Origin of the sequence: Microbulbifer agarilyticus (assembly GCF_019800665.1) — a bacterium.
In the GTDB taxonomy this organism is placed as follows: Bacteria; Pseudomonadota; Gammaproteobacteria; order Pseudomonadales; family Cellvibrionaceae; genus Microbulbifer; species Microbulbifer agarilyticus_C.
This window is the reverse complement of record NZ_JAHVKO010000001.1, coordinates 219719-242739: the sequence shown is the minus strand read 5'-3', so window position 1 is coordinate 242739 and position 23021 is coordinate 219719. Positions and strand designations below refer to the sequence as shown.

Annotated in this window: 18 protein-coding genes; 5 read left to right on the top strand and 13 right to left on the bottom strand. The window is 52.0% G+C overall.

Features of this window, described 5'->3' with window-relative positions:
* The first annotated feature begins 123 nt into the window (after positions 1-123).
* Positions 124-1614 carry a transglutaminase-like domain-containing protein gene (locus KUV22_RS00875; protein ID WP_315857483.1) on the top strand — a complete coding sequence of 497 codons (1491 nt, stop codon included), beginning with the start codon at positions 124-126 and terminating at the stop codon, positions 1612-1614.
* A 149-nt stretch (positions 1615-1763) separates the two neighbouring features.
* Here KUV22_RS00875 and KUV22_RS00870 read toward each other — a convergent pair whose 3' ends face one another.
* The 6 genes from KUV22_RS00870 to KUV22_RS17525 all read right to left on the bottom strand — a co-directional run bounded on the left by KUV22_RS00870 (position 1764) and on the right by KUV22_RS17525 (position 9500).
* Positions 1764-2549 (bottom strand): MurR/RpiR family transcriptional regulator, encoded by a 786-nt coding sequence (locus KUV22_RS00870; protein ID WP_222227774.1) that lies wholly within the window; start codon positions 2547-2549, stop codon positions 1764-1766.
* Positions 2550-2583: 34 nt separating this feature from the next.
* Entirely contained in the window at positions 2584-3678 is a 1095-nt protein-coding gene (locus KUV22_RS00865; protein WP_222227773.1) for a dipeptide epimerase, read from the bottom strand.
* A gap of 11 nt (positions 3679-3689) precedes the next feature.
* Positions 3690-5174, bottom strand: a complete 1485-nt coding sequence (locus KUV22_RS00860) for an SH3 domain-containing protein (RefSeq protein WP_261319058.1) — start codon at positions 5172-5174, stop codon at positions 3690-3692.
* A gap of 175 nt (positions 5175-5349) precedes the next feature.
* Entirely contained in the window at positions 5350-8343 is a 2994-nt protein-coding gene (locus KUV22_RS00855; RefSeq protein WP_222227772.1) for a TonB-dependent receptor, read from the bottom strand.
* A gap of 445 nt (positions 8344-8788) precedes the next feature.
* Positions 8789-9223: a tryptophan 7-halogenase gene (locus KUV22_RS00850; RefSeq protein WP_222227771.1), complete on the bottom strand. Its 435-nt coding sequence runs from the start codon at positions 9221-9223 to the stop codon at positions 8789-8791.
* Positions 9224-9398: 175 nt separating this feature from the next.
* Entirely contained in the window at positions 9399-9500 is a 102-nt protein-coding gene (locus tag KUV22_RS17525) for a hypothetical protein (protein ID WP_390625224.1), read from the bottom strand.
* 381 nt (positions 9501-9881) lie between these two features.
* On the opposite strand from KUV22_RS17525, the gene KUV22_RS00845 reads away from it, so the two are divergent.
* Genes KUV22_RS00845 through KUV22_RS00830 form a run of 4 tightly spaced genes read left to right on the top strand, consistent with a single transcriptional unit; the run spans position 9882 to position 14813 of the window.
* Positions 9882-11066 (top strand): MFS transporter, encoded by a 1185-nt coding sequence (locus KUV22_RS00845; RefSeq protein ID WP_222227770.1) that lies wholly within the window; start codon positions 9882-9884, stop codon positions 11064-11066.
* Positions 11063-13294, top strand: coding sequence for a M1 family metallopeptidase (locus KUV22_RS00840; protein WP_222227769.1), 2232 nt, complete (start codon positions 11063-11065; stop codon positions 13292-13294). The genes KUV22_RS00845 and KUV22_RS00840 overlap by 4 nt, the downstream gene beginning before the upstream one ends.
* Entirely contained in the window at positions 13291-13845 is a 555-nt protein-coding gene (locus KUV22_RS00835) for a C40 family peptidase (protein ID WP_261319056.1), read from the top strand. The genes KUV22_RS00840 and KUV22_RS00835 overlap by 4 nt, the downstream gene beginning before the upstream one ends.
* A complete protein-coding gene (locus KUV22_RS00830; protein WP_261319055.1) occupies positions 13830-14813 on the top strand; it encodes an N-acetylmuramoyl-L-alanine amidase in 984 nt (327 codons plus the stop codon). The genes KUV22_RS00835 and KUV22_RS00830 overlap by 16 nt, the downstream gene beginning before the upstream one ends.
* 84 nt (positions 14814-14897) lie before the next feature.
* Here the strand turns inward: KUV22_RS00830 and alr are convergent, their stop codons facing one another.
* The 7 genes from alr to KUV22_RS00795 all read right to left on the bottom strand — a co-directional run bounded on the left by alr (position 14898) and on the right by KUV22_RS00795 (position 23003).
* Complete coding sequence (alr, locus tag KUV22_RS00825) at positions 14898-16031, bottom strand: alanine racemase (protein WP_222227768.1); 1134 nt, start codon at positions 16029-16031, stop codon at positions 14898-14900.
* On the bottom strand, positions 16028-16984 hold the full coding sequence (locus tag KUV22_RS00820; protein WP_222227767.1) for a glutamate cyclase domain-containing protein: 957 nt from the start codon (positions 16982-16984) through the stop codon (positions 16028-16030). Before KUV22_RS00820 ends, alr begins: the two co-directional genes overlap by 4 nt.
* Before the next feature lie 6 nt (positions 16985-16990).
* Complete coding sequence (locus tag KUV22_RS00815; protein ID WP_222227766.1) at positions 16991-17989, bottom strand: 5-oxoprolinase subunit C family protein; 999 nt, start codon at positions 17987-17989, stop codon at positions 16991-16993.
* Positions 17982-18686 carry a 5-oxoprolinase subunit PxpB gene (gene pxpB / locus KUV22_RS00810; RefSeq protein WP_222227765.1) on the bottom strand — a complete coding sequence of 235 codons (705 nt, stop codon included), beginning with the start codon at positions 18684-18686 and terminating at the stop codon, positions 17982-17984. The genes KUV22_RS00815 and pxpB overlap by 8 nt, the downstream gene beginning before the upstream one ends.
* A 9-nt stretch (positions 18687-18695) precedes the next feature.
* Positions 18696-19505: a putative hydro-lyase gene (locus KUV22_RS00805; RefSeq protein ID WP_222227764.1), complete on the bottom strand. Its 810-nt coding sequence runs from the start codon at positions 19503-19505 to the stop codon at positions 18696-18698.
* The gene (locus tag KUV22_RS00800) at positions 19502-20944 is read right to left on the bottom strand and encodes an amidase (RefSeq protein WP_261319054.1); all 1443 of its coding nucleotides are present in this window, start codon (positions 20942-20944) and stop codon (positions 19502-19504) included. Before KUV22_RS00800 ends, KUV22_RS00805 begins: the two co-directional genes overlap by 4 nt.
* Before the next feature lie 109 nt (positions 20945-21053).
* Positions 21054-23003 (bottom strand): glycoside hydrolase family 3 N-terminal domain-containing protein, encoded by a 1950-nt coding sequence (locus KUV22_RS00795; protein ID WP_222227763.1) that lies wholly within the window; start codon positions 23001-23003, stop codon positions 21054-21056.
* Positions 23004-23021: the final 18 nt, after the last annotated feature.

Below are 23021 nucleotides of genomic sequence, written 5' to 3'. Positions count from 1 at the left end.
AAAGGACGGACCAAATCGACACGTCATGGCCTTGACGTATCGCCAACATCCGAATAATTTATCAATCAATAAATTTTATGTAAATAATAAATTATTCCTGACGAATTATTGCCGGAGTATGCCGTGAAAGATCTCAAACCTTCCCCCGTCAATCTGGGCAAGCTTGCCCGCCCACTGGCGATGGCAATAAGTATGCTCTCCACTGGCGTCGCCCACAGCAGCGAAACAAACGGCTATAGCCTGGTCAACGTGCGTACACAGGTAAATCTGGGCAACTATCAGAGCGCAAAATCGGTAATTCAAGAAATGCGAGATAACGATAGGTACACGGAAGATGATTCGGCACTCGCGTTCGAAGCGGAACGCATGCGCAGGATCGAAATGGAGTTCACCCTGAAGCCGGAAGAGCTGCTGGGCTCCATCCAGCGCTATATCCCTGACGCGACCGACGATGATATTGCCCAGTGGAACGCCGATGGATTACTCGAATACAAGACCATCAATGGCGAGCGCCGCTACTTTCACAAAGCCGCCTACAACCTGGTCCACGTATCCAATGAGGCAGCCGCGCGCACCAATGACTACCGCCGCTTTACGGATAAAGCACCGCTGTATCACCTGCACCCGCACCATGCTGCCGTAGTAGACGCTCACCAACAAGCCAAAGCCCCCTTGGAAGAACGCTTTGAGGTTACCTACTCACTCACCGTCGATGCCGATGCGGTTCCTGCGGGTGAAGTAGTCCGCGCTTGGCTACCCTTCCCACAGGAAATTAGCGGACGCCAGGAACAGGTCGCCCTGCTCTCAAGCTCACCGTCCAAGAACCAACTGGCGCCAGAGACCCAGGCACAACGAACCATTTATATGGAACGCACCGCTAAAAAAGGGGTTCCAACCGAGTTTTCCGTGCGTTATGCGTTCAATAGCCTTTCCCGTTATACGGAAATTGAAGCAGGCACAGTGAAGCCGCTGAGCAATCACACCGCAACCGACGAAAACCTCGTAACACACCTCGCAGAGCGCGCACCGCATATCCAGTTCACCCCGGAACTACGCGCGCTTTCTGAGCGAATCGTAGGGGACGAGACTAACCCCTATCGCATCGCCCAGAAACTGTTTGCCTACGTCGACCAGATCCCCTGGGCTGGCGCGCGCGAATATTCCACGATCCGTAATATCAGCCAGTACGCTGCGCAGGCAGGCCATGCAGACTGCGGACAACAGACCTTACTGCTAATCACCCTCATGCGCATAAATGGCATACCCGCGCGCTGGGAGTCTGGCTGGGAATTTTCCCCGGAAGGCTTCGACACCATGCATGACTGGGGGGAATTCTATTTGGCGCCGTATGGCTGGATGCCAATGGACGTGACCCACGGCGTACTGGATAGCGAGAATAACGCAGAGCGCTGGTTCTATCTCGGTGGGCTGGATAGCTATCGACTGATCTTTAACACAGATTACAGCCAACCATTTTTCCCGAGTAAACAGCATTTCCGCTCAGAGACCGTTGACAGCCAGCGCGGCGAAGTTGAGTGGCGTGGAGGCAACCTCTACTTTGACCAGTGGAGTTACAACATGGATTGGAAACCAGTCGAAACCACCGGCGACTAATTCAGATATATACCTACCCTACAAAAAAGGCCGCCAGGTAACACCGGGCAGCCTATTTACTCTTTAGATTCTTTAAACTTCGCATTGCATCCAGCGTGTGAAAGTTTACTTGAAGACTCTAAAACTGCGATGAAATCGCACAACGCGACTTATCCATTTCCTTCCAGCACGCCACTAATCAAACCCTCAATAACATGCAACTGCGCAGAGCGAAACAGTAAACGCTGCAGCGCTTCATCATCTTCGGAAGGCACGACATACAGTCGAATATCCGAGTGAATACTCGCCGCATTGTAGTTATAACGGGTAAGGCTCAATACTTTTACACCGTGCTCATGGGCCCGATTAGCTACCTCTACCAGAGATTCCTCGCCTCCAAAATCACACAAAATACACAGCAGATCATCGTCGCTGAGCGAGTCCGCAATCTTGTGCTGCAACTGGCCGCCCTCGTCAAACACTGCCCAGCAGCCCAATTCAAGCAATTGATGGGTAAGGTAGCGAGCGACGGAAACAGACCCCGGGCACGCCGAAACCTGTATACAGCGGGCAGAGCGAATGGCCTGAACAGCCGCTGCCAGCTGCTCCGACTCATTGATATTGACGGTATTCTCAAGCACCTCGAGCTTCTTCTGCCCCAAAGTGCTCAGCGGGCTGTTCGCCTGCCCCAGATGACGAGATTGATCCTCATCATTCGCAATACTTGCGCCGGCATAGGATTCATAGACAGCAAGCTTGAGGCTTGGGTAGCCACGATAGCCCAGCTTCTGCGAGAACTTCACCACACTGGACTGGCTTACCCCTACGGCATCGGCCAATTGCGAAGACGAGTAATCGCGCAATAACTGCGTATTATCCAGAATAAAATCGGCAAGCTTGCGCTCATTTACCGATAACTGTTCGCGCATGGCGCGCATTTTCAACAAACAGTTCATGGGGGTACCAACTTACTCCGCGTCACACTGGCACTCAGGCCAGAAGCTGCAGGCCCTCAATCTTCTCAATACCCAGGCCCGGGGTTTCATTCAGAATGATATCCGCATCCTTATAGGTAGCGCCACCGACCACAGGGTCAAATTCACACAAAGAAGGCACATCCAGATCCAATTTAGAGACTACCGGCGCCTTAGCCGCCGCCACATGTGCTGCAGCCGACACTCCGATACTGGTTTCCAGCATGCAACCCACCATGCAGTCCAAGTCATTCAAATCCGCAATGTCGGCGATTCTTAGTGCGTTAGAAATACCACCAGTTTTCATCAACTTGATATTAATGATATCCGCTGCGCGCTGATTGATTACCTGCATCACTTCACGCGGACCAAACACGCTTTCGTCCGCCATAATCGGCGTCCTTACACGTTCGGCGATATAGCGCATACCTTCCAGATTATTGGCTTTTACCGGCTGCTCCACCAGCTCCAGCAACACTCCGGCATCCTCAAGGCCCTGAATCGCGAGTACGGCTTCTTTTGGCGACCACCCCTGGTTGGCATCCAGGCGCAACAGGGCGCGCCCCTTCACCGCAGAATAAACCGCTTTAATGCGCTCGATATCAAGGCCGATATCTTTGCCAACTTTCAACTTGAGGATTTCAAAACCACGCTCCACCGCGCTTTCCGCATCGGCCACCATTTTGTCGATATAGTCGACACTAATGGTGATGTCTGTGGTTAGGCTGCTCTCGCCGCCACCCAGAATTTTGTACAAAGGTGTTTGATGACTCTGCGCAAACAGGTCAAACAGCGCTATCTCCACTGCGGCCTTGGCACTGGTGTTATTAATCATCGCACCCTGAATCTGCCGCGTAAGCTGGTTCAAATCTGCAACATTGCGCTCCAGCAGTAGCGGCGTGAACACACTGCGCACCGCCTCGATCACAGACGCGTGCGTGTCCCCGGTAATCACAGCGGTAGCAGGCGCGTTACCGTAGCCTATATGCCCGGTATCGGTTTCCAACATCACCACAACATCCTCTACACACTCAACGGTCCGCAACGCGGTCTTGAATGGAGTAATGAGCGGAACCCGCAGCATGCCCAGCTTTACGTCAACAATCTTCATGGCTTTACCGATCAAATTATGGTTTTTATGGCGTAGATGCCATCCACAAAACTTTTTTCTTTATTCAAATACAGCGGCGTCAACGGTGTGATTGACACCCCGGACAAAGTGCCTCGATAAAAGGACTCGTCACTCTGGTAATAGCTCAACCCAGTCACATCGTGAATGACATAAGGCTCACCATCGACCTCCCCGATAAACATCATTACATGCCCCGGAATATAGATCAGGTCGCCCACCTGCAGCTCACCTAACGCCTCTGCTCTGGCAACATGATCATCCGCAGCAAAGCGTTTGGTTGGAGCAAAATCGCTTTTACCCTGCTGCCCAGAGTTGCGCGGCATCAAGATACCGAAGGACTTGTACACCTCACCGACAAAGCCTGTGCAATCGCGACCGTTATAATCGTGCCCCCAGCCGTAGCGCTCCCCGAGAAACTTGAATGCCTGCTGCAAAACAAGAGAGGGGCGATACTCGAGTAATCCCACCGTTACGTCCTGCGCACGACCGATCAGTGTCGGCTCAAATTCCAGCCTGCCCTCGGCATCGCGTACCGGCAACGAAACGATGTAACTGGCATGCGGATTCTGCCCATTCACGTTGTGGCCAACTTCCGCGGCACTCAACAACGGCAGTGATACGCCCATATCCAGAATAACCTCGGATGTCCTGGGGTCTTCCGGGTTGTAGTTAGTTCTGACCTGCGCCCCGGAAACTGTCACCCGATGCGACTGCCCGTGCCAAGTATTAATCTGTTGTCGTTCTCCAACTGCCACTCCACGCTTTGGTAGCCAGGCGGCATAGTGATAGTTCACCGCAAACCACCACTCGCCGTCGGCACTTTCGTGCAGAATTGCTAAGCGTTGGCCGGGGAATACGCCAGTCTCTTGAAAGCGATCCAAGTCGGTATCATCGCTACTCTTTAAAACCCGCATAGTCGTTGGGTAGCTCCGCATGCTGGCACGCGCGACTACCATACCCCACTGCACATCGACCGATTCCGGTACTGCAGCCCGCTGAACCGCCTCCTCCAGCGAAGCGTAGTCCTGCTCCGACACTAAACGCCCATCTAATCGATACCGCGGCGTAGAAGCCGGACGGCTAACCTGATCGATCAGCTTGAGCACCTGCTGCCGGGTTAGTAGTTCAGGAAAATCCGCCAGATTATGCAGGTAAGAATCCTGCGCGAAGCTCTTAGAGTTCAGCGCGACAATTTCATCAGCATTTAACCGCTCAGCGTCGAGTTCGATCTTTTGTTGCCAAAACTCAACATCCAGCATGGCTTCGGTAAGCTTCGGTACATCCGAAACATATTCGGACTGCTCGACTACCTTCCGCTCAAGCGCACTTTGCTCACTCTCTTTTCCTGAGTGAGCGTCGCAAGACACAAGCACTAAAGATGTCAGGCCAGTCACAATTACGAGAGCAAAATCTCGCACTGTCTTGGAATCGAAAGAGGCAAACTTCATATGATTTTTTGTGGTCGTTATTTCCATTTACGAAAACAGATAATAATAATTTTGCACACGAATTACGAATAAATTATTCAATAATTTTGAGACGATCGACTATTTATCGAATATTTTTTTATATTGTAAATTTTACAACTCCATCACGAAAAAAGCCCCGGCAAAGCCGGGGCAAGTCGTAGGATCTAAGAGAGAAAGCTTATTAGAAATCTACACCAAGAGACAGCTGTACGCGACGTGGATCGTAGCGGTCGCGCGGCTGACCAAACAACTCACTATCTACTGAAGGTTGCGGGTTATAGCCAGTCTGACGATTGAACACGTTAAAGATATCCGCACGGAACTTCACGGTGTAATCGCTTAACACATTGAAGTCTTGCGTGTAGTTCAAATCCATCTGCCAGTGGCTACCGGTACGGCGACTACCAGCAGGCTCAGCAAATCGCATGGTGTCAAAACTACGTCCATAGATAGAACCATCCCATGCTTCCCAAGCCTGACCAGACTGATACGTCAGGAATGCACCGACATTCGCGTTCCAGTCCAGAGTGTAGTAACCAAACACCTTGAACTGATGCGGCTTATCACCGCGCAGAGTGCCCTTCTTCAAGTCCCAGGTGTACTGACCATAATCATCTGCGTAGCTGGAAGAGCCGATGAACAAGTTAGCATCATTGGTAAAAGAAGTGTTGTCTTGGTCAATGTTGCCAGTGTACTCACTGTAAACATATGAAGCATTCAGGTAACTACGCTCGCCATACCATTCCGCCTCCAGAGACAGCTCCCAGTACTTGGTGAAAGCGCCATCCATCTCTGCGATGACATATGAAGAGCCACCAATCTCGTCCCTGTATTCCTGAAGATCTGGGATATAGGGACCCAAGGCTTCAATATCCGCCGGAACGCAATGTTCGTTGATACCGTCACCATCGAAGTCACCGTAGCAACCTTCATCCGAGCGAGCCCAGTTCCACACATCTTCCCAGAAGTGAGAACCCTCACGATAACGTACATGAGCACGTGTATTCAGGCTATCAGTCCAACCTTTGGTAGTACCAATAGTCAGCTCATCAACGCGACGAGGTGTCAGACCTTCCTGGAAGATCTTACCGGAGGATCCACGACGGCCCTGGTTACCCAGGTAATTCCCGTCCGCATCCCACCATACATCCAGCTGTCGAGCAGAGTTACGATCCCAGGACGCAGCACGGGCCAATGAGCTAGCAGAAGGATTGTACTGGGCAAAGTTGGCAAATACGGTGTCTTCACCGTTGTAGGCCCAGGTAACACCCAGTCGCGGCTGAATCATATCTTTCCAGTCAATTTGATACATTTCGTACTTATTGCCTGGAGCGGTTTCAAAGCCAGAATAATTGTTGGAGTTCTCCTTCAACCCCTGACCGAAATAAGTATCCTGACTAATCAGAACACCGACATTAAAGGTGAAGTCGTTCCACTCGATAGAGTCGTTAATCTCAAAGTTATGGGTGACCGTGCTTGACTTGATCGTCGGAACAGAAGTGCCGTCCGCATCTACAAGACTCATCTGCTCGGTGTAAGCCTGGAAATAAATCGGGTCACCATCTGGAGTGAGCTCCTCACCACCAACATAACTGATAGCACCCCAACCGTTGGACATACGCGACAAGTCTTCTTTGCCTTCAGACCACTGATAGCCAATATGCAGCTGATGGTTGGTCGAGCCAACATCAAAGTTGTGCTCCAAAGCCATCTCAAAGCCTTCGCGGTAGAAAGATTGATCGCTGATTGAGCTATAGCCACCAACACCACCGCCACCAATACGCTCACCATTTTCCTCGTAACCATAGAGGTCGATCAGAGCCTGGGCTAAATCATTATCGTAGTCGGGGTTGTCAGGATCGAGGCTGGGCACATTAAAGTATCCCGCCTGGTCGAGCTGCGCCAAATCCAGTGCCGATCCATAAGCGGCCTGAGTTGAAACGAAGTAATCGGGAACACCCAGTGTTTCCAGCGCATAATCACTGTACTGGAAAGTAAAGGTAGTGCTATCGCTGATAATCCACGAACCATCAAAGGTAACGATGTCCTGATTGGACTTTTCGCCAGTAGACACAGAATCCGCTTCGTCAAAAGAGATCGAAAGACCTTCACCGGTACGCTCAGATGTACGGTAACTGGCGTTCAGCAAAATGTCTTCGGTAACCGCATAAGTTAATTTACCGAAGTACTCATCACGCTCACTCAAATAGTCCTTGGTAGGACCATAAGCAGTTTCTTTATTGTCACGAGATTCAGTCGGACCATAGTAGGAACCATAAAAGAAAAGCGTATCTTCGATCAGCGGACCACTGTAGTTCGCTGTCATCCAGCTATATTCGGTTTGGGATCTTACGCCTTCAACGGTTTCTGCACGCAAGTTCGCAGGCTGAAACTTGTAATTAACGCTACCCTGGAACTCATTGGTGCCAGATTTTGATTTGGTATCAATACTCACACCACCAGAGCGGTTGAAGCCAATCGCTCTAGCGCCACCACGTTCAACAGCTACTTGCTCGATATCCTGGCTTGAAGGCTCTGCGGACAGGGTACCGAACATGGGCAAAGTTACATTTACCCCATCAAATGCGTAATTGTTATCCTGACCACTACCACCTGCATTGGGGCCACGAACGGAGTCTTGAGAAAACTGTACGCCTGGTAGAAGCTTAATCAGGTCGCGATAGCTTTGGCCTACCGGCAGTGCATCAATAACATCTGCATCAATTGCATTGGAGACAGAGGCGCCTCCCCCTACAATCTCAACGGCCTGGCCATAAACCAGAACCTCTTCCAAACCTTCCTCATCTGACACTAGGGTCACAGAGAGATTGGATTCCTGATCAAGCAAAACACGTGTTTTTACGGTACGAGAAACACCATCTTCACCGGTAAAGATCAGAGAGTAAGTACCCGGGATGAGCGCTGGAAGTCTGAACTTACCTTCCGCATTGGTAGTGACGGTACGGCTCTTTGGCATCACGGGACTTGTCGCAGTTACTGTAATACCAGCAGCTTTAACGTCGTCGGAAAGATACGCAGTACCTTCAATGCTTCCTGATTGCTGTGCGGCAACAGAGGCTGAAAACAGTGCACCTGCAACTAATGCAGTCGCCGCTGGCAACTGTCGTTTTGCGATATCAGCGAGCGACTTGCTCAGCTTACTTCTTTCAAACATGGATGGCCTCCCAGGCATTTATTGTGTGTGTCCCCACAAGGAAAAGTTGTTGGTGTTCTCAACTTCCCATCAGCGCCCACTGGATACGAATTTATTGTTTGTTGATCGATAGTTTCTATCGGTTCAACCGATAAAATATACCTTCCGCATCTAGCGCAATGAATAAGATATTCCACGGCCATTCTGCGAAAAAAATTCGCTTATGGCGAGTTAAAAATCATAAAAAATTCAAGAAAATTTCTTTGAAAGATAAAAAAGACAGGTAAGGCAACTTAAAAAACGGGTGCAGTTACAGATGGTGGCACTTAAATCATTGGTACTATTCGCTGGCCAGGCTTTCGAAAGAATAGAAAAGAATAAATTATTGTATAAATAACACACAGGAAATAACGGGCGACAGCTGAAGATGTCATAAAGGAAGATTTAGCCGCCGGCCTCTTTTGGCTTATTTTAACGCTTGTAAATAGGCACGATGCTCGTTAAAGCGTCCAGAGTTACCGCCACAAAATGACTTAAGCTCCCGAATCAATTTCTCCGATTCAGCTGACAGCACTCCAGTAGTTGTGGGAAAACGCCCCATACCGGAAAACAAACAATACCAACTGGCCATTGAGTAAATCCTGTCCGCACCCAACGCGCCCAATAGCTCGGGGAAATCACCCCCATTGTCCCAACACGCCATCAATTTCAACAACCGCCCAGGTGGTTTACTTTGATCACGCACTGCTTTCCAGTAGGGACTATCGTCACGGGTATTCAACAGATAATGCCCAGCAACATAATCCCGCACTCCTGTAAACATCTCGTTAATCGTGCGATTGAAGTGCTCACGAGGTACGTCCAAATCAGTACCTGTAATTGGGGCATCTGGGTTCGCCATACCCTCCACGGGCAACGAGCGGGGAGCTGCTCAACGGTTAACTGGACCAGCATCAGCGCGGCCGCCCCCGATGCTTCAATAAACACCTGAGAAAGACCAACACCCAGACAGTTTCCCGACTAGTGCTCCGTCACCCGCCCGACACGTATTTTCAAATAGCGACACTGAAATTCATCTATCCACCAAGCCGATTACACAGTTCCTGCTCTGCATCCTTTGCTGATAGAAATTGATCACGATATACATTGCCGTATCCGGTGCGGCTTTGTAGAGGGATATCCCTTATCCGCCTGCGGACATGGCTTCGGATACTGTCTCAGTTTTAATAAACTAGGCCTAGAGCACCTAAAAAATTCCAAAATGACTACAAATGAGGAATTATTTATTTGTAGAATCGACAGAACGAGGTAAGGAACACGACGAAAATCGCCACTCAAGATAAATTACGCGCCAGATGGAATAAAATATTCCTTTAGATAGCCGAAAGCGGGAGCACTGTTTAGAGAACAGATGACTACATAATGGCTCGCCGTCTATCGCCCGGACCGATTGACAGTCATTCGCCGGGAAAAACCGCTGACATAAAATCAAAGTGCCATTACCTGTACGTAACAGGGCATAATTTGATCAGCACAAAAAGCAGAATAAGTAACAAAACATGAACGCAAAATACGATCAGCCACACTCCCTGCAAAATCTTGTGAGCCTGCTATTTGTTGCAATGATGGGGGCCTCCATCCTGACCTTATTACCATTATGGGTCGGTGCACTCACTGATCGGGGACACTTTTCCGGCCAGGAGATTGGCTGGTTAGCCTCAGCGGACGTAATTGGGATTTTCCTGAGTTCTACGTCAGCGATATTCTGGGTACGCAAGTTGTCCTGGCGGCCGGTGGTACTCGCCGGGCTAGGGCTGTTCGTTGCCGGTAACCTGGCGAGTCTTTCCGTGGATAACTTCACCACGCTAATGATGATCCGTATCATCGCGGGTATCGGCTGCGGTTCTGCCTACGCAATTGCTCTGGCTGGTCTTGGTGATCGCAAAAACCCTCAAATGGCCTTTGGTTTAATGGTTACCGCACAGGTCGTGTTCGGCACCATTGGCTTTTTTGTGCTGCCCAGATTGATGGGCGAAGCCGAAATTAACCCATTTTTTCATTACCTAAACGGCTGGCTACTGGCCACCCTACTCCTATGCTTCCTCAGCTTCCCCAAATCCCAGAAGTCCCCATCCCATGAGAGTGGCAATGTTTTCACTACCCTGCTCTCTGGCAAAGCACTGCTGGTGTTTGCTACCACAGTGGTTTACTACTGCGGCGTATCCTCAGTTTGGGCGTACCTCGAGCGCATCGGCATTAATCTAGGTTTGAGCAGCGCGGATGTTGGCGACTTGCTGGGTATCGGATTTGCCATTAGCGGATTAGGGTCCCTGGCGACACCCTGGCTTAGCAAGCTTGTGGGTCGCGCACTTACCCTGCTGATTGCATTCACCATTCAGATTCTCACCATGGCGGTCCTCACGGGAGAATACTCCGGTGGCGCCTATGCCCTGTACGCAAGTACTTCCATTGTTTTCCAGTTCTTCTGGAGTTTCTCACTGCCACTGCTGATGGACCAGTTCAACCGAGTCGATGGCACGGGGCGCTTTATCGTCCTTTGCGCCAGTGCTTTCAAAGTCGGCGAAATCGCCGGCCCGCCCTTGGCCGCGGCACTGATCAGTGCCAGCGATTTTACTGCGGTACTCTGGCTTGGTATGGCCTGTATGGCGGCAACACTCGTGATGGCGCTTTTCACCGAACGGCGACAAGCTGAATCTACCCCGCTGGTAGCACAATCCGCATGAATATCATGAGCGCAAAGGATCAAATTGCAGGCTCTGCAATAGGCGCAAAGCGCTACTCATGGCGAAACCTGGCTGTCTGGGGGCTAGGCTGTTCCCTGTTGGTAAATATCAGTGGGGCTAATGCAGCCGCCTCTGGAGAGTCGTCTGCAGATCCTTTCCTCAAATTAACCCAAACCGATTTAAACCTGGGTGTATACCGCAGTGCCAACGGTTTGCCAGCAGCTAACTACTGGCAACAAGCCGTTGATTACAAAATCAACGCGATACTTAATCCGGTTGACCATGAAATTACTGCTACTGCGACCATTGACTACCAGAACAACTCCCCGGACACCTTATCGCGCCTTTACTTTGCATTGGATCACAATGCATTTCGCCCCGAGTCAGATGCGTCTTTCCAGCTCCTGACCTCCGGAAAATCAAATAGCCGCTCTCGCAACGAAGCGCGTAAGGCTGCCAGTGGCTTTAACATTACTGATATCAGAGACAATCGGGGCAATGAACTCAGTTGGCGCGAGAGAGGCACCAACCTGCAAATTACCCTGCCCAAACCGTTGCGCTCCGGAGACAATCAAAAGCTGCAGATATCCTGGACACTTCCGCTCACGGATAAGGTCGCTACCGGCGTGCGCAGCGGATATGAAACCCTCACGGACAATACGCGAATCTATGTGGCCGCACACTGGTTTCCCCGCGCTGTAGCCTATACCGACTATGCGGGATGGCAATTGAAGCCCTTCCTGCAGCAAGGCGAATTTTCTACCGAATTTGGCGATTATTCCGTCACCATATCCGTTCCGGAAAACTATACGGTGGCCGCCAGCGGTGGTCTGCAAAACCCTCAGCATGTATTGAACAAAAACCAATTCAGCGCCTGGAAAAACACGTCTCAGGAAGCAGTCGCGGTTATTGGGCATGAAGACGCCATCCAACGTAGAAAAGGCTCTAGCGACAAACGTTTGCGCTGGACGTTCAGCGGTGAAGCAATGCGAGATTTCGCATTTGCCGCCTCGCCAGCCTTCCTCTGGCAGGCCAAAGAGGATGCGCAAGGTAGAAAATTGCAGCAGTTCTACCCGCAAGAAGCCGCTTCGCTCTGGGAGCGATTTGGCCTTGCTGCAATTGACCACACCTTGAGTGTCTATGACGACGCTCTTATGCCGCTCAACATGCAGAGTATTAGCGTCGTAAACGCCGCAGGCATTGGTATGGAGTACCCCGGGCTGGCTACCGTCGCTACTCGCCCAGAGCGCGAAGTGGCGACCGAAGAGCTTCCTGCATGGGACCGCCTTACCAAGTACGATTTCATCGGCAGTGTGATTCACGAAGTTGGTCACAATTACTTGCCGATGAAAATCAATACAGACGAGCGCGAATGGGCCTGGTTGGATGAAGGCTTAGTGAGCTTTATTGAATACCGCGCAGAACACAGCTGGGAAGCCAGCTTCGATGTGATCTACGGTGAGCCACGTACAATCGCCAGATACACTGACCACCCTCTGCACCAGCCAATTATGAGCAGTGCAGATAGCTTACACCGCAAAATTGACAATGCTTACAACAAAACTGCGAGTATGCTCAACACATTGCGACATCTCGTTTTGGGCCCAGAAGTGTTCGACCCGGCGCTTTCTGCTTTCGCAAAAGCTTGGGAGGGTAAGCGTCCGATGCCTGGCGATTTTTTCCGGGCTATTGAATCTGCTTCGGGCAACGATTTGAGCTGGTTCTGGCGTAGCTGGTTCTATGAAAACCAACACATTGACCTGGCAATTAGTGCGATCGCATTAGAGGACCGCCCGCTCGTCGTCTCGCCCAAGGACATGCGCTCACCACCAGCCATGGCCTATACCGTCGGCAACATACGTGATTTTGTAGTTGATCAGGATTCCACACTGATCGACACCTATACAACGGTATTACCCCAAGATTTACTCGATACAACCACAGGCACTTTGGGATCGGATCATCCGAAACAGAATACGCAGTGGTATACGCTCACTATTGAAAACCATGGGAATGGCTTGTTGCCGATTCCGTTGCGACTCGATTTTCACAACGCGTCTTCCCAGAGTTTGACGATACCAGCATACGCCTGGATGAATGCGAAGAATGGTGCCGTGCAGTTGGAGCTACCGGTGGGAAGCCCGCTGGTCTCAATCTGTGTCGACCCCTTATGGCTTACCCCGGATACCAATCGAAAAAATAATTGTGTGGAAGTAGAAAATCCATGAAGAAACTCATTGTCTCACTCTCCCTGGCTGCAATGTTGCCGCTTACCGCCTGCGGTGAATCAAACGTAAACACCAGTACGCAAAGTATCGAGCCCATGGCCTCCAAGCTCATCAAGGAAGCACTTCCGTGGGAGAACAAGGAGTATCGCGTTGGCAAGGCCGAGCAGTGTATGAACTGGACCCGGGAAGTTCTTGTGGCCGCGTGCGGCCAGCATTTTAAAACACTTGAAACGCAGAACCCCTGGGACGCGCACCTGCTGGGACCTAACGATAAGTTGCTGCCAGAACATGTAGACTCGCTCGCCGCCGATGAGTTTGGACAAAAAATCGAGTCTATAGAAGCACTAAAACCTGGCGATCTGGTATTCCTAAAAAATACCTATGGCAACTGGGCAGAAGGCGTACTGACTCACGTTGGTATCGCACTGGGGGATGGAAAATATATCCATCGTATGACCTCCAATGATGGTTTTGTCAAAGTCCAAGCGATTCCGCAAGGCGATTTTGACTCTGGTATTCGCCTGAAGGAGTTCCTATGCCAACCTCAGTAAACCTGTCTATTTTCAAGCGGCTGGCTATGGCTGTAGCTTTAGCCGCAGCCACTCTCAGCGGTGGTTGCGGCACCACCGGTGCAGGCCTAAATCATGAGAGTGATGCCTACAAGATCGAAATTGTTGAATCACAAAATGCCAGTGAGCGGGTTCGCTTTCTGGTGATGCACTTTACCGCTATTGATTTTGACACTTCCCTGCGTGTGCTAACCCAACCAAGTTCATCTCCGGTTAGCTCCCACTACCTTATTCCGGAAAGTGATGATCCCAGCTACCCCCACAATGACCTTCGCGTTTATCAGCTGGTGGATGAGCACAGACGCGCCTGGCATGCAGGCCCAAGCTGGTGGGAGGACCGCTCACAACTAAACGACCACTCCATCGGCATCGAAATTGTGAACAAGAGCTACTGCCGCCCACCCAGCGAATCAACGCCCGGTATTGAAGCCGAGCAGGTATGCTTTTTTCCCGATTTCGACCCTGAACAAATTGATCTTGTCATCGCGCTATCCAAAGATATCCTGGCGCGCTACCCCGCTATCACCCCTACCCGTGTGGTCGGCCATGGTGACATCATTCCCCATTACAAAATTGACCCAGGCCCCAAATTTCCCTGGCAAAAACTGGCGGAAGCTGGTGTAGGTGCCTGGTACGACGACGAGACTGTGAACCGCCATCTTGAGTACCTGAACGGCAATACCACCAGTGACAGAGAGAGCGTACGCCGGCGCTTTGTACAGTGGATGAATGATTACGGATATGGAATTGATCCGGAAAAGGCGAGCGAAGAAGAAATTTCCTTGTTTACACGCGCTTTCCAGTATCACTTCCGCCCATGGAAGGTCGACGGCGAAGCAGACAACCAGACTCGGGCCATTATGCTCGCGCTTTTAGAGAAGTATTTTCCGAGTAAGCTGAGTAACTACCCCGAGATACCTACGGGGGCAATCGCAGCTACCGCAAACTAAGCGCATGGTGCAAAACAAAAAAAGCCAGCCGCATTTAATTGCCGCTGGCTTTTTTTGTGTCTTCCCGGTTTATGGGGTTACAGTTCAATACACACGAGGAACACGCTGGGTTAGGCCGGTAAACAGTTCGTAGGGAATCGTGCCTGCGCAATCTGCCACTTCAGATACTGGTATCCCGGGGCCCCAAAGCTCTACGTCAGTACCCACAGCCGCTTCCGGAACGCAGGAAAGATCAACCGCCAGCATATCCATGGAAACCCGTCCGATCAGGCATGTGCGCACACCACCGACCATCACTGGCGTGCCCGTACCCGCGTGACGAGGGTAACCATCGCCGTATCCGCATGCGACGATCCCATAACGGCCGTCTTGCGCAAATCGAAAATCCGCACCGTAGCCAATCGACTCACCCTTGGCCGCAGAACGAACGGCAATCAAGCCCGATTGCAATGTCATAGTGCATGCCAAAGAATGCTTATCGACTGAACTATCAGCGCTTCGCACCACGGGATCACTGCCATACAGCATGATGCCAGCCCTACTCCACTGCCGACGTGCCGCTGGCAACGCGATAATAGCGGCCGAGTTCGCAATACTTTGAGGTACCAATGTCGTCTCAGATTGAGAATCGCAGAGGTCATTGTGTGCCTGCTGCACACTGCGAGCCGCGGCGTCAAAGGCGCTCAACTGAAACACATTTTCTTGGCGTGCCGGTTCGTCCGCACAGGCAAAGTGGCTAGTCAGTGTCACGGACTTAACCACACTCAATGCATACAGTTTTTTGTACTGTTCAGCTGCCCTACGCGGGCAAAAGCCCAAGCGCCCCATACCGGTATCAATCTTCAGCCAGATATTTAGTGCGGTATTAATAGTACCCTGCTGGTACTGCTCCAGTAGCGCGACTTGATAATCACTGTGTACAACCAGATCAAGATTTAGCTGAATGGCTGTGTCGAGCGCTTCGGCATCAAACACGCCTTCCAGAACGAGGAGTCTAGTCGTGACATTCGCAGCCCGGAGTTCAACCGCCTCTTCTAGGGTTGCGACGGCCAGCGCATCAACATGCGGCGTGAGGAATTTACCAACGTTGGTCAGGCCATGACCATAGCCATTGGCCTTGATGACCGCAACGACTGCGCCTCCGGCTAGCGTTTTTGCGTACCGATAATTGCTGAGAATGGCATCCAGATTGATGATGGCTTGCAGTGGACGCGTCATACATATCCAGAGGCCAGATTATCTGTACCCATAAGCTCACTCACATACCGCTCGGCGATGACAGGCGCTGCGAGTGCTTGTACGCCCTGGATAAATGACTCACTGCGAGCCAGCGGCAGTCCATCTTCGGTAGCGACACTACATTGGGTCACCCCGTCCACAAAACCTGCCTCTACCAGGGAATTCAAACATGTCTCCAGTTCAAACCCTTCCAACAACGACCGTCCAACACATGCAGACGCAAGGGCCAGTAGTGCGTAAGCACCCCAGTTAGAAACATCGGCCAGCACCAGATGATCGGTACTTGCTGACGCGCACGCGATGGGTAGCTGCTCCAGATGCGAACCGACAAGCCCCATACCAAGCTCATTACCGCCATCCGCTATGGCAATGGTTGGGCAGGCAACCAGTGGCAGCAATGTTTCCCACGATAGGGTTTGCTCACTGATGTCCTCAAAGCGCATATTTCGGTGGGTGCCATCGGATCCCGCACCAGGCACCTCAATAAATATAACCAGTGTAGGCTTGAAGTTGCCTACAAACTCCTTGAGTTGTGCTTCGCACTGAGTTTTTTGAATAGGGACAATACGTGCTGCGAGTTGATCACCATTAGTAATTGCAGCAGGCAGCGCTTTACTTAGAGCCTCCGCGTAGGGCGCCGTGCCCAACAAGGCGACCTCCGCCCCCATTTGCTCAAGACCATTGGCGAGAGCGACCGCCCCTGCTGGACCATCGGTTTCAAAGTGGTCGCCCACGGGAAAACCGCTCACAATTGCAACCCGTTCCGCATTACGTAAAAACGCCTGTACTGAATCGCGTAAGAAGCCTCGGTAACCACTGTCGCGTACTGTTCCCATACCTCGCAGGTTACCCGCGACCATCAAGGCTTCCAATTGCATAGCCAATTGCGCGGTACTGGGACGAAGTCCTTTTTCAAATGCCAGATTGTCCATTTGCACCTAACCTTGAGTTTGAGTTGCGCTGGAAAAAAATTGAGATTGCAGTAACCACTCGTGCTGTGATTCCGCCCTATTGCCTAAGACAAACCGCACCTCAGTACCTGGCCTGGCCTGAGCCAGGCGATCCAAGTCTACGCGGTAAACATGCCCCAGCTTTGGATAACCACCAATGGTCTGGCAATCGTGCATCAGCACTATCGGCTGGCCGTTGGCGGGGACCTGGATAGCGCCAGGACTCACCGCTTCAGAAACTAAATTTCCGGGCGGTTCAGGTAACGCATCGCCAGTAAGACGTACTCCCATTCGATCGGAATCGGAGGCAACCGTGTAGCAACCACTAAAAAATCGGTACACGCACTCCTTAGAAAAGGTATCAAACTGATTGGAAGGAACGATGCGCAGTGTTACCGCCGTGCCATAGGTACGTCGAAACTGATTGGGAACAAAGCGGACAGCAGTTTGGTAGGGTTCTGAAACTGCGGGGCACTCAAAAGTCAGACCGTCCCCCTTTGCAAGAGGCTTGCCACTCCCATCCAAACCACCGAGGCCATCGCCCTGACTCGTCGAACGGCTTCCACAGACAAGCGGCGCCTCGATGCCACCAGAAAACGCCAGGTATCCTCGCAACCCATCGCTAGCGATCCCTGCCTCCAAAGTCGCGCCGGCATCCGCATGATAGGAACGCCAGTTCTCTAATGGCTTACCGTTCAGCCGCCAACCTAATTCAGCACCGGTAATCGCAAATCTGCCTTCGGATTCGAATTGCATACGAAAATTGCCCAGGCACAGCTCAATCACTGCCGCGTCACTGGGATTTCCCAAAAGTCGATTGGCCCAACCGGCGGCATGACTATCAGCCACCCCACTGGTGCAAATACCCAGATGTTGACTACCCATGCGACCACGATCCTGAATAAGCGCGAGAGCACCCGGATTAAGAATGGTTGCGTGATAGCTATTCACCGCAGGACCAGACGAAAATAAATCCACGCTATTCATCAAAGCGCCCGCCTAACTGAATATATTCACTTCGGGAAATCGCCTCAAAGCGCACCTGCGCACCTACCGAAAGCAATACTTCTGGCTGTCCATCCCTGCAGGAAAACAACGGCGTTGGACAACGGCCAATAAGATTCCAGCCTCCTGGGCTCGCTGACGGATACACCGCTGCCTGGTTACCGGCAATGGCCACTGAGCCGGCAGGGACGCGCTTACGCGGGGAATCTAAACGCGGAACCCGCAATACCTCGGGTACGTCGCCCATGAAAGCAAAACCGGGGCGGAAGCCAAGCGCAAAAACACAATAGGTCTGGGAGGAATGTAGCTGGATAACTTCGGCTTGAGTCAAATTACAGGCCTGAGCCACCCTTGCCAGGTCAGGCGCTGACTCTTCACCGTAATACACTGGCAGCGAGATGATCTGGGTATCCTCATCCGCTGAGAACAATGATTGCTCTGCATTTAGCGCTTGTCCGATATCACGAATCTTTTTGCGCAGCAGAAAATAATCACAACGCAAAACGTCAAAGTACAGTGTGACACCGCAATAAGAAGGAACGATATCTTGCAAGGTGTCTCCGACAACCTGCTTAAGGCGGTCGACAAAGGTGAGCACACGAGAAAGCGAATGCTGGCTCGGCCTGTCCGCAAGATATACCGTGATCGCTGTATCACCTGAGTCCACGATCTGGAACATCACGCCCGCCTAGTGCCAATCGAGCGACTGGATATCGGTTACCAATTCCAGTTCAGCATTAAGCCTATCGGCAATCAACATATGGCCGGGCGCGTGGGTGATGCAAAACGGCAAGTTTGCATTTCGTAGCGCTTCAATCGCTGTAACACCACACGCCCAAAATAAGGGAACCTCTTCTTCATCAACACGCACAGCGTCGCCGAAATCTGGTTCATGCAATTCATTGATACCCAATGCGGCCGCATCACCAGAAAATATAGGGGCGCCGTGTACGAGCGGATAATGGCCGGAAATTTCACAGGCCCGCTCGGTCGCATCGCCATTAAAGGGACGCATGCTGACAACCAATTTTCCGTGGAATCGTCCCACCGCCGTGCACTCCCGATCTGTGCGGTACATAGGCACGTTGCGTCCCTCGACGATATTCCGTACTTCCAAACCCGCGGCGATCAACGCTTCTTCAAATGAAAACGAACATCCCAAAGCAAAGGTCACCAGGTCTTCTCGCCACAGGGCGCTGATATCCGTGATTTCTTCTTCGGCCTGCCCGGCACGATGCACTAGGTAGCGGGGCACATCGCTGCGGATATCAATATCCTGCCCCAAACCGGACATTAAAAATTGTCCAGGTTCCGCGCGATACAGCAGTGCACAAGCACGATTGTTCTGTTCACAAAAAAGCGCAAATTCATCCGCGTACTCAGCAGGGACTATCGCGATATTCGCCTGTACATAGCCGGCAGCAAGACCAGACGTTGGACCGCAAAAACGCCCTGCCCGGATCTCTGAGCGAATGACACGTGGACACTGCTTGATCATGCGACTTGTGCCTCAGGGTTCAGCGGCATATTGTCCGCATGAATGAATTTTCCGAGCTCCAATTCTATAGCGAGGCTTAGTTGCAATAAGGCAGCATCGGCATACGGATGCCCAACCAGCTGCACACCGGTAGGCACGCCGTTGTCGCCCAGGCCACTGGGTAGCGAGAGCACAGGACAACGACTCAAGGTATTAAACGGATAGGTCATAAACCAACCCTTCACCGGATCCACAGTGACACCATTTACTTCAAGCGTATCTCGGGCGTAATCGAAATCCGCCGGTACACGGGTAGTACACACTGTAGGACACAGCAGGAAGTCATAGGAGCGGAAGACCTGCTCTAACGATTGCCACATTTGCTGTGCATAGTCGTTCGCTTCCTGAATTCGCTCTGGCGACGCCGCAGATGAGAGATCAAAATAGTGACGTACGTAACTGCTTAATTGGTCACGACATTCTGGATTATCGTATTTCTTCCGCAGCATGTGCCCCATGGATGCACCCTGGTGAATCTGTGCAGTACGAATGCAGCGCTCATCCCACCCCAGAGTGACCAGATCAACTTCCGCACCCAGCGCGCGCAACTGCTCTGCATAGGCAACCGTATTGCGGCGCACATCCTCATCCAGTTGAAAAAATCCCAGATCCAGTGACAGGCCGATTTTTAATCCCTTTAACTTAAGTGGCGCCGCCGGTACCGACTCTTTCGCAATCTGGGATACGAGGTCGACCGGGTGCGGCCCGGAAATCAGGTTGTACAGGAACACCATGTCGCGGGCACTACGTGAGAGCATGCCGTGATGGACATAGGGGTCTACGTTGTACGGAGGAATTTCGGGAATGCGCCCATGTGACGCTTTCAGTCCCACAAGGCCACACTGAGATGCGGGGATGCGTACTGATCCCCCCATATCCGTACCATTGGCGATGGTGCAAAAACCTGCGGCCAACGCTGCAGCAGAGCCACCGGAGGAACCGCCGGGTGTAATCTCTGTGTTCCAGGGGTTACGCGTCACGCCCCACAGGTCCGACCAGGTATAGGACGCAACGGAGAACTCTGGAGTTGCCGTACGTGCATGGAAAATCGCACCCGCCGAGAGCAGTCGCTCCGGTACAGGATCGGTCACCTCTGCCACGTTGTCTTTCAACAGCCGGGAACCATTGGTGGTCACCTCACCGCGAACGTAGGTCTCATCCTTAATCGCGGTGATAATGCCTTCTAGCGGTCGAGCTTCACCACGCATATATGCCTGCTCAGCCAAGCGTGCCTGGTCCATCGCGCGCTCAAACTGGCACTGGGTAAATGCATTGATTTCACGGCCAATCTGCTCATATCGCTCGATATGTGCCGCGAGCGCCTCCACCGGTGATAACTCCCGACGGATATAGTGCTCACGCACTTCACAGGCATCCATGTAACACACGTCCATCCGCATGGTGCACCTTTTATTTTTCTAACTTCGAAAGCACTAGTGTGGCGGTCCAACCGATTGAAATTAAATGACTAACCACAGGTAGGACCGATAGGCATAGCAACGTGACTCATCAACCTTCCGTGTTCACAGTCGCGCTTCCCGTATGAATTGTTTCCGCAGAAGACACCGTTACTGGCAACGCTCCCGCAGAGATTTCAGGACTCAACAATGCCCGAGCAAGCGCGTGGTAGATTGGCCCCTCCAGCTGCTGTCCATCGCCGAGGTACGCTTTGTAGTCAAAGCTCGCCAGGTGGACATCGGCAAGAGCCTCAAACCGCGCAGCTTCGTAGGGAGAACGCATGCTTACAAATACTGTTTTCGCACCACGAGCGCTTGCGGCCTTCAGCGCACCGACATAGATTTCATAACGCTGCTCTAAATCAATCACTCGGTGCTGCAGGACAGCCAAGTCCTCCATACCACCAAGCTCGACGGCGCTTTCAGAAGGGACAATACTTGCAACAACCAGCGCATCGGCATCGGATTCGTTAACTGCATTTACCGCCGAGTCCGTATCCAGTACCTCCACCTCAACATCACTAACCTGCATCAGTGCGATACGGAAGGCTTCACCAATTGCAGGGTGTGGCGCGAGCACTTGTACACGCTTTACCGAACTATCGATGACTGGCAACACGGAAGGATCAGGGGTGAAAATATTGGTGAGCGCAGCACTCGCGAGCGCATCCGCCAAGGTACGATGTTCTTCCGTTGCCAGCACCTGCTCCGCTTGGGCAATCGCTGCCGCCTCAGCCAGCTCCACCCAGTCGTCATCAATAAACTGCTGCTTAAGTTTTTGCACACGCGCAAGGGAAGCATCGAGCTCCTCGAGGGACAGCTCACCACCTTCCACCGCGGAAACAACACGATCTACCAGCTTATCCAGCAACACCAGATCTTCGTGGTAGCGAATTTTTATCGGCATGAGTGCAATATCGGCGCCGGCTTTGAAGGTGTTTACCACCGCCTCTTCCGGGGTGAAGTAATCACTGATACCCGCCATATTCAGAGAATCGGTAACAATGACCCCTTGATAGCCCATGTCTTCGCGCAAAATTCCAGTCAGGATCTCGCGGGAAAGAGTCGCCGGCGCCAGCATCTGCTCACCGGAGCGAGATGTGAGCATAGTGGTATCCAGAGAGGGATATTGGATGTGCGCCGTCATAGTGAGCGCAGGTTGTGCACGCGCGATCACCTGTTTGAACGGCAGCAAATCGACGGCTTGCGCCTCTGCTTCCGTGCGCTCTACGCGGGGAAGTCCGGTGTGGCTATCAACACTCGTATCACCGTGACCAGGAAAATGCTTTACGGTGGCCGCAACGCCGCGCTGCTGAAACCCCTCGACGCTCGCTGCTCCAAGATCGGCCACCACCTGTGGAGTTTCACTGTAGGAGCGCACATTGATAACCGGGTTATCCGGATTGCTATTTACATCCAGTGTCGGCGCGAAGTTCACATTAAAACCAAGCGCACGCAATTGATCGGACATTACCTCGGCGGTCGCGCGCGCAAAACGGTCCCCTTCTCGGGTATAGGTCGCACCAATCGCCATATTGCCAGCAAACGCAGCGGCCTCTTCACGGGGCAAGCGGTTAACCCGGCCACCCTCCTGGTCGATACCAATGAGCAGAGGTAAACCAGAGCGGGATTGCGCGGCAGCCGTCTGCAGGGCTCGATTCAGCTTCACCATCTGCGTGCTGCTTTCGAGGTTATCCGCAAACAAAATAATGCCACCAAGATCACTCTCGGAAATCAACGTCGCCAGTTCCGGCGGCAACGAGGTTACCGGTTGTGCACAGTGTGCGGCACCGGTTTGCCCTTCCACCGGGCGCTGCAGTTCGGGGCAGAAGTAGCGGATATCCAGCATCAGCTTCTGCGCAATCTTCTGCCGCAGATCCAGCGATGAATCTACAGATGCCTGACCGGCGTTACTGGACTGGCCACAGGCGCCCAACGTGGCAATAAGTGCCGCGAGCGAACAAGATTTCAGCGTTTTTACGAGCAACGGTTTAACTAGCATAAATAATAACCAATTATT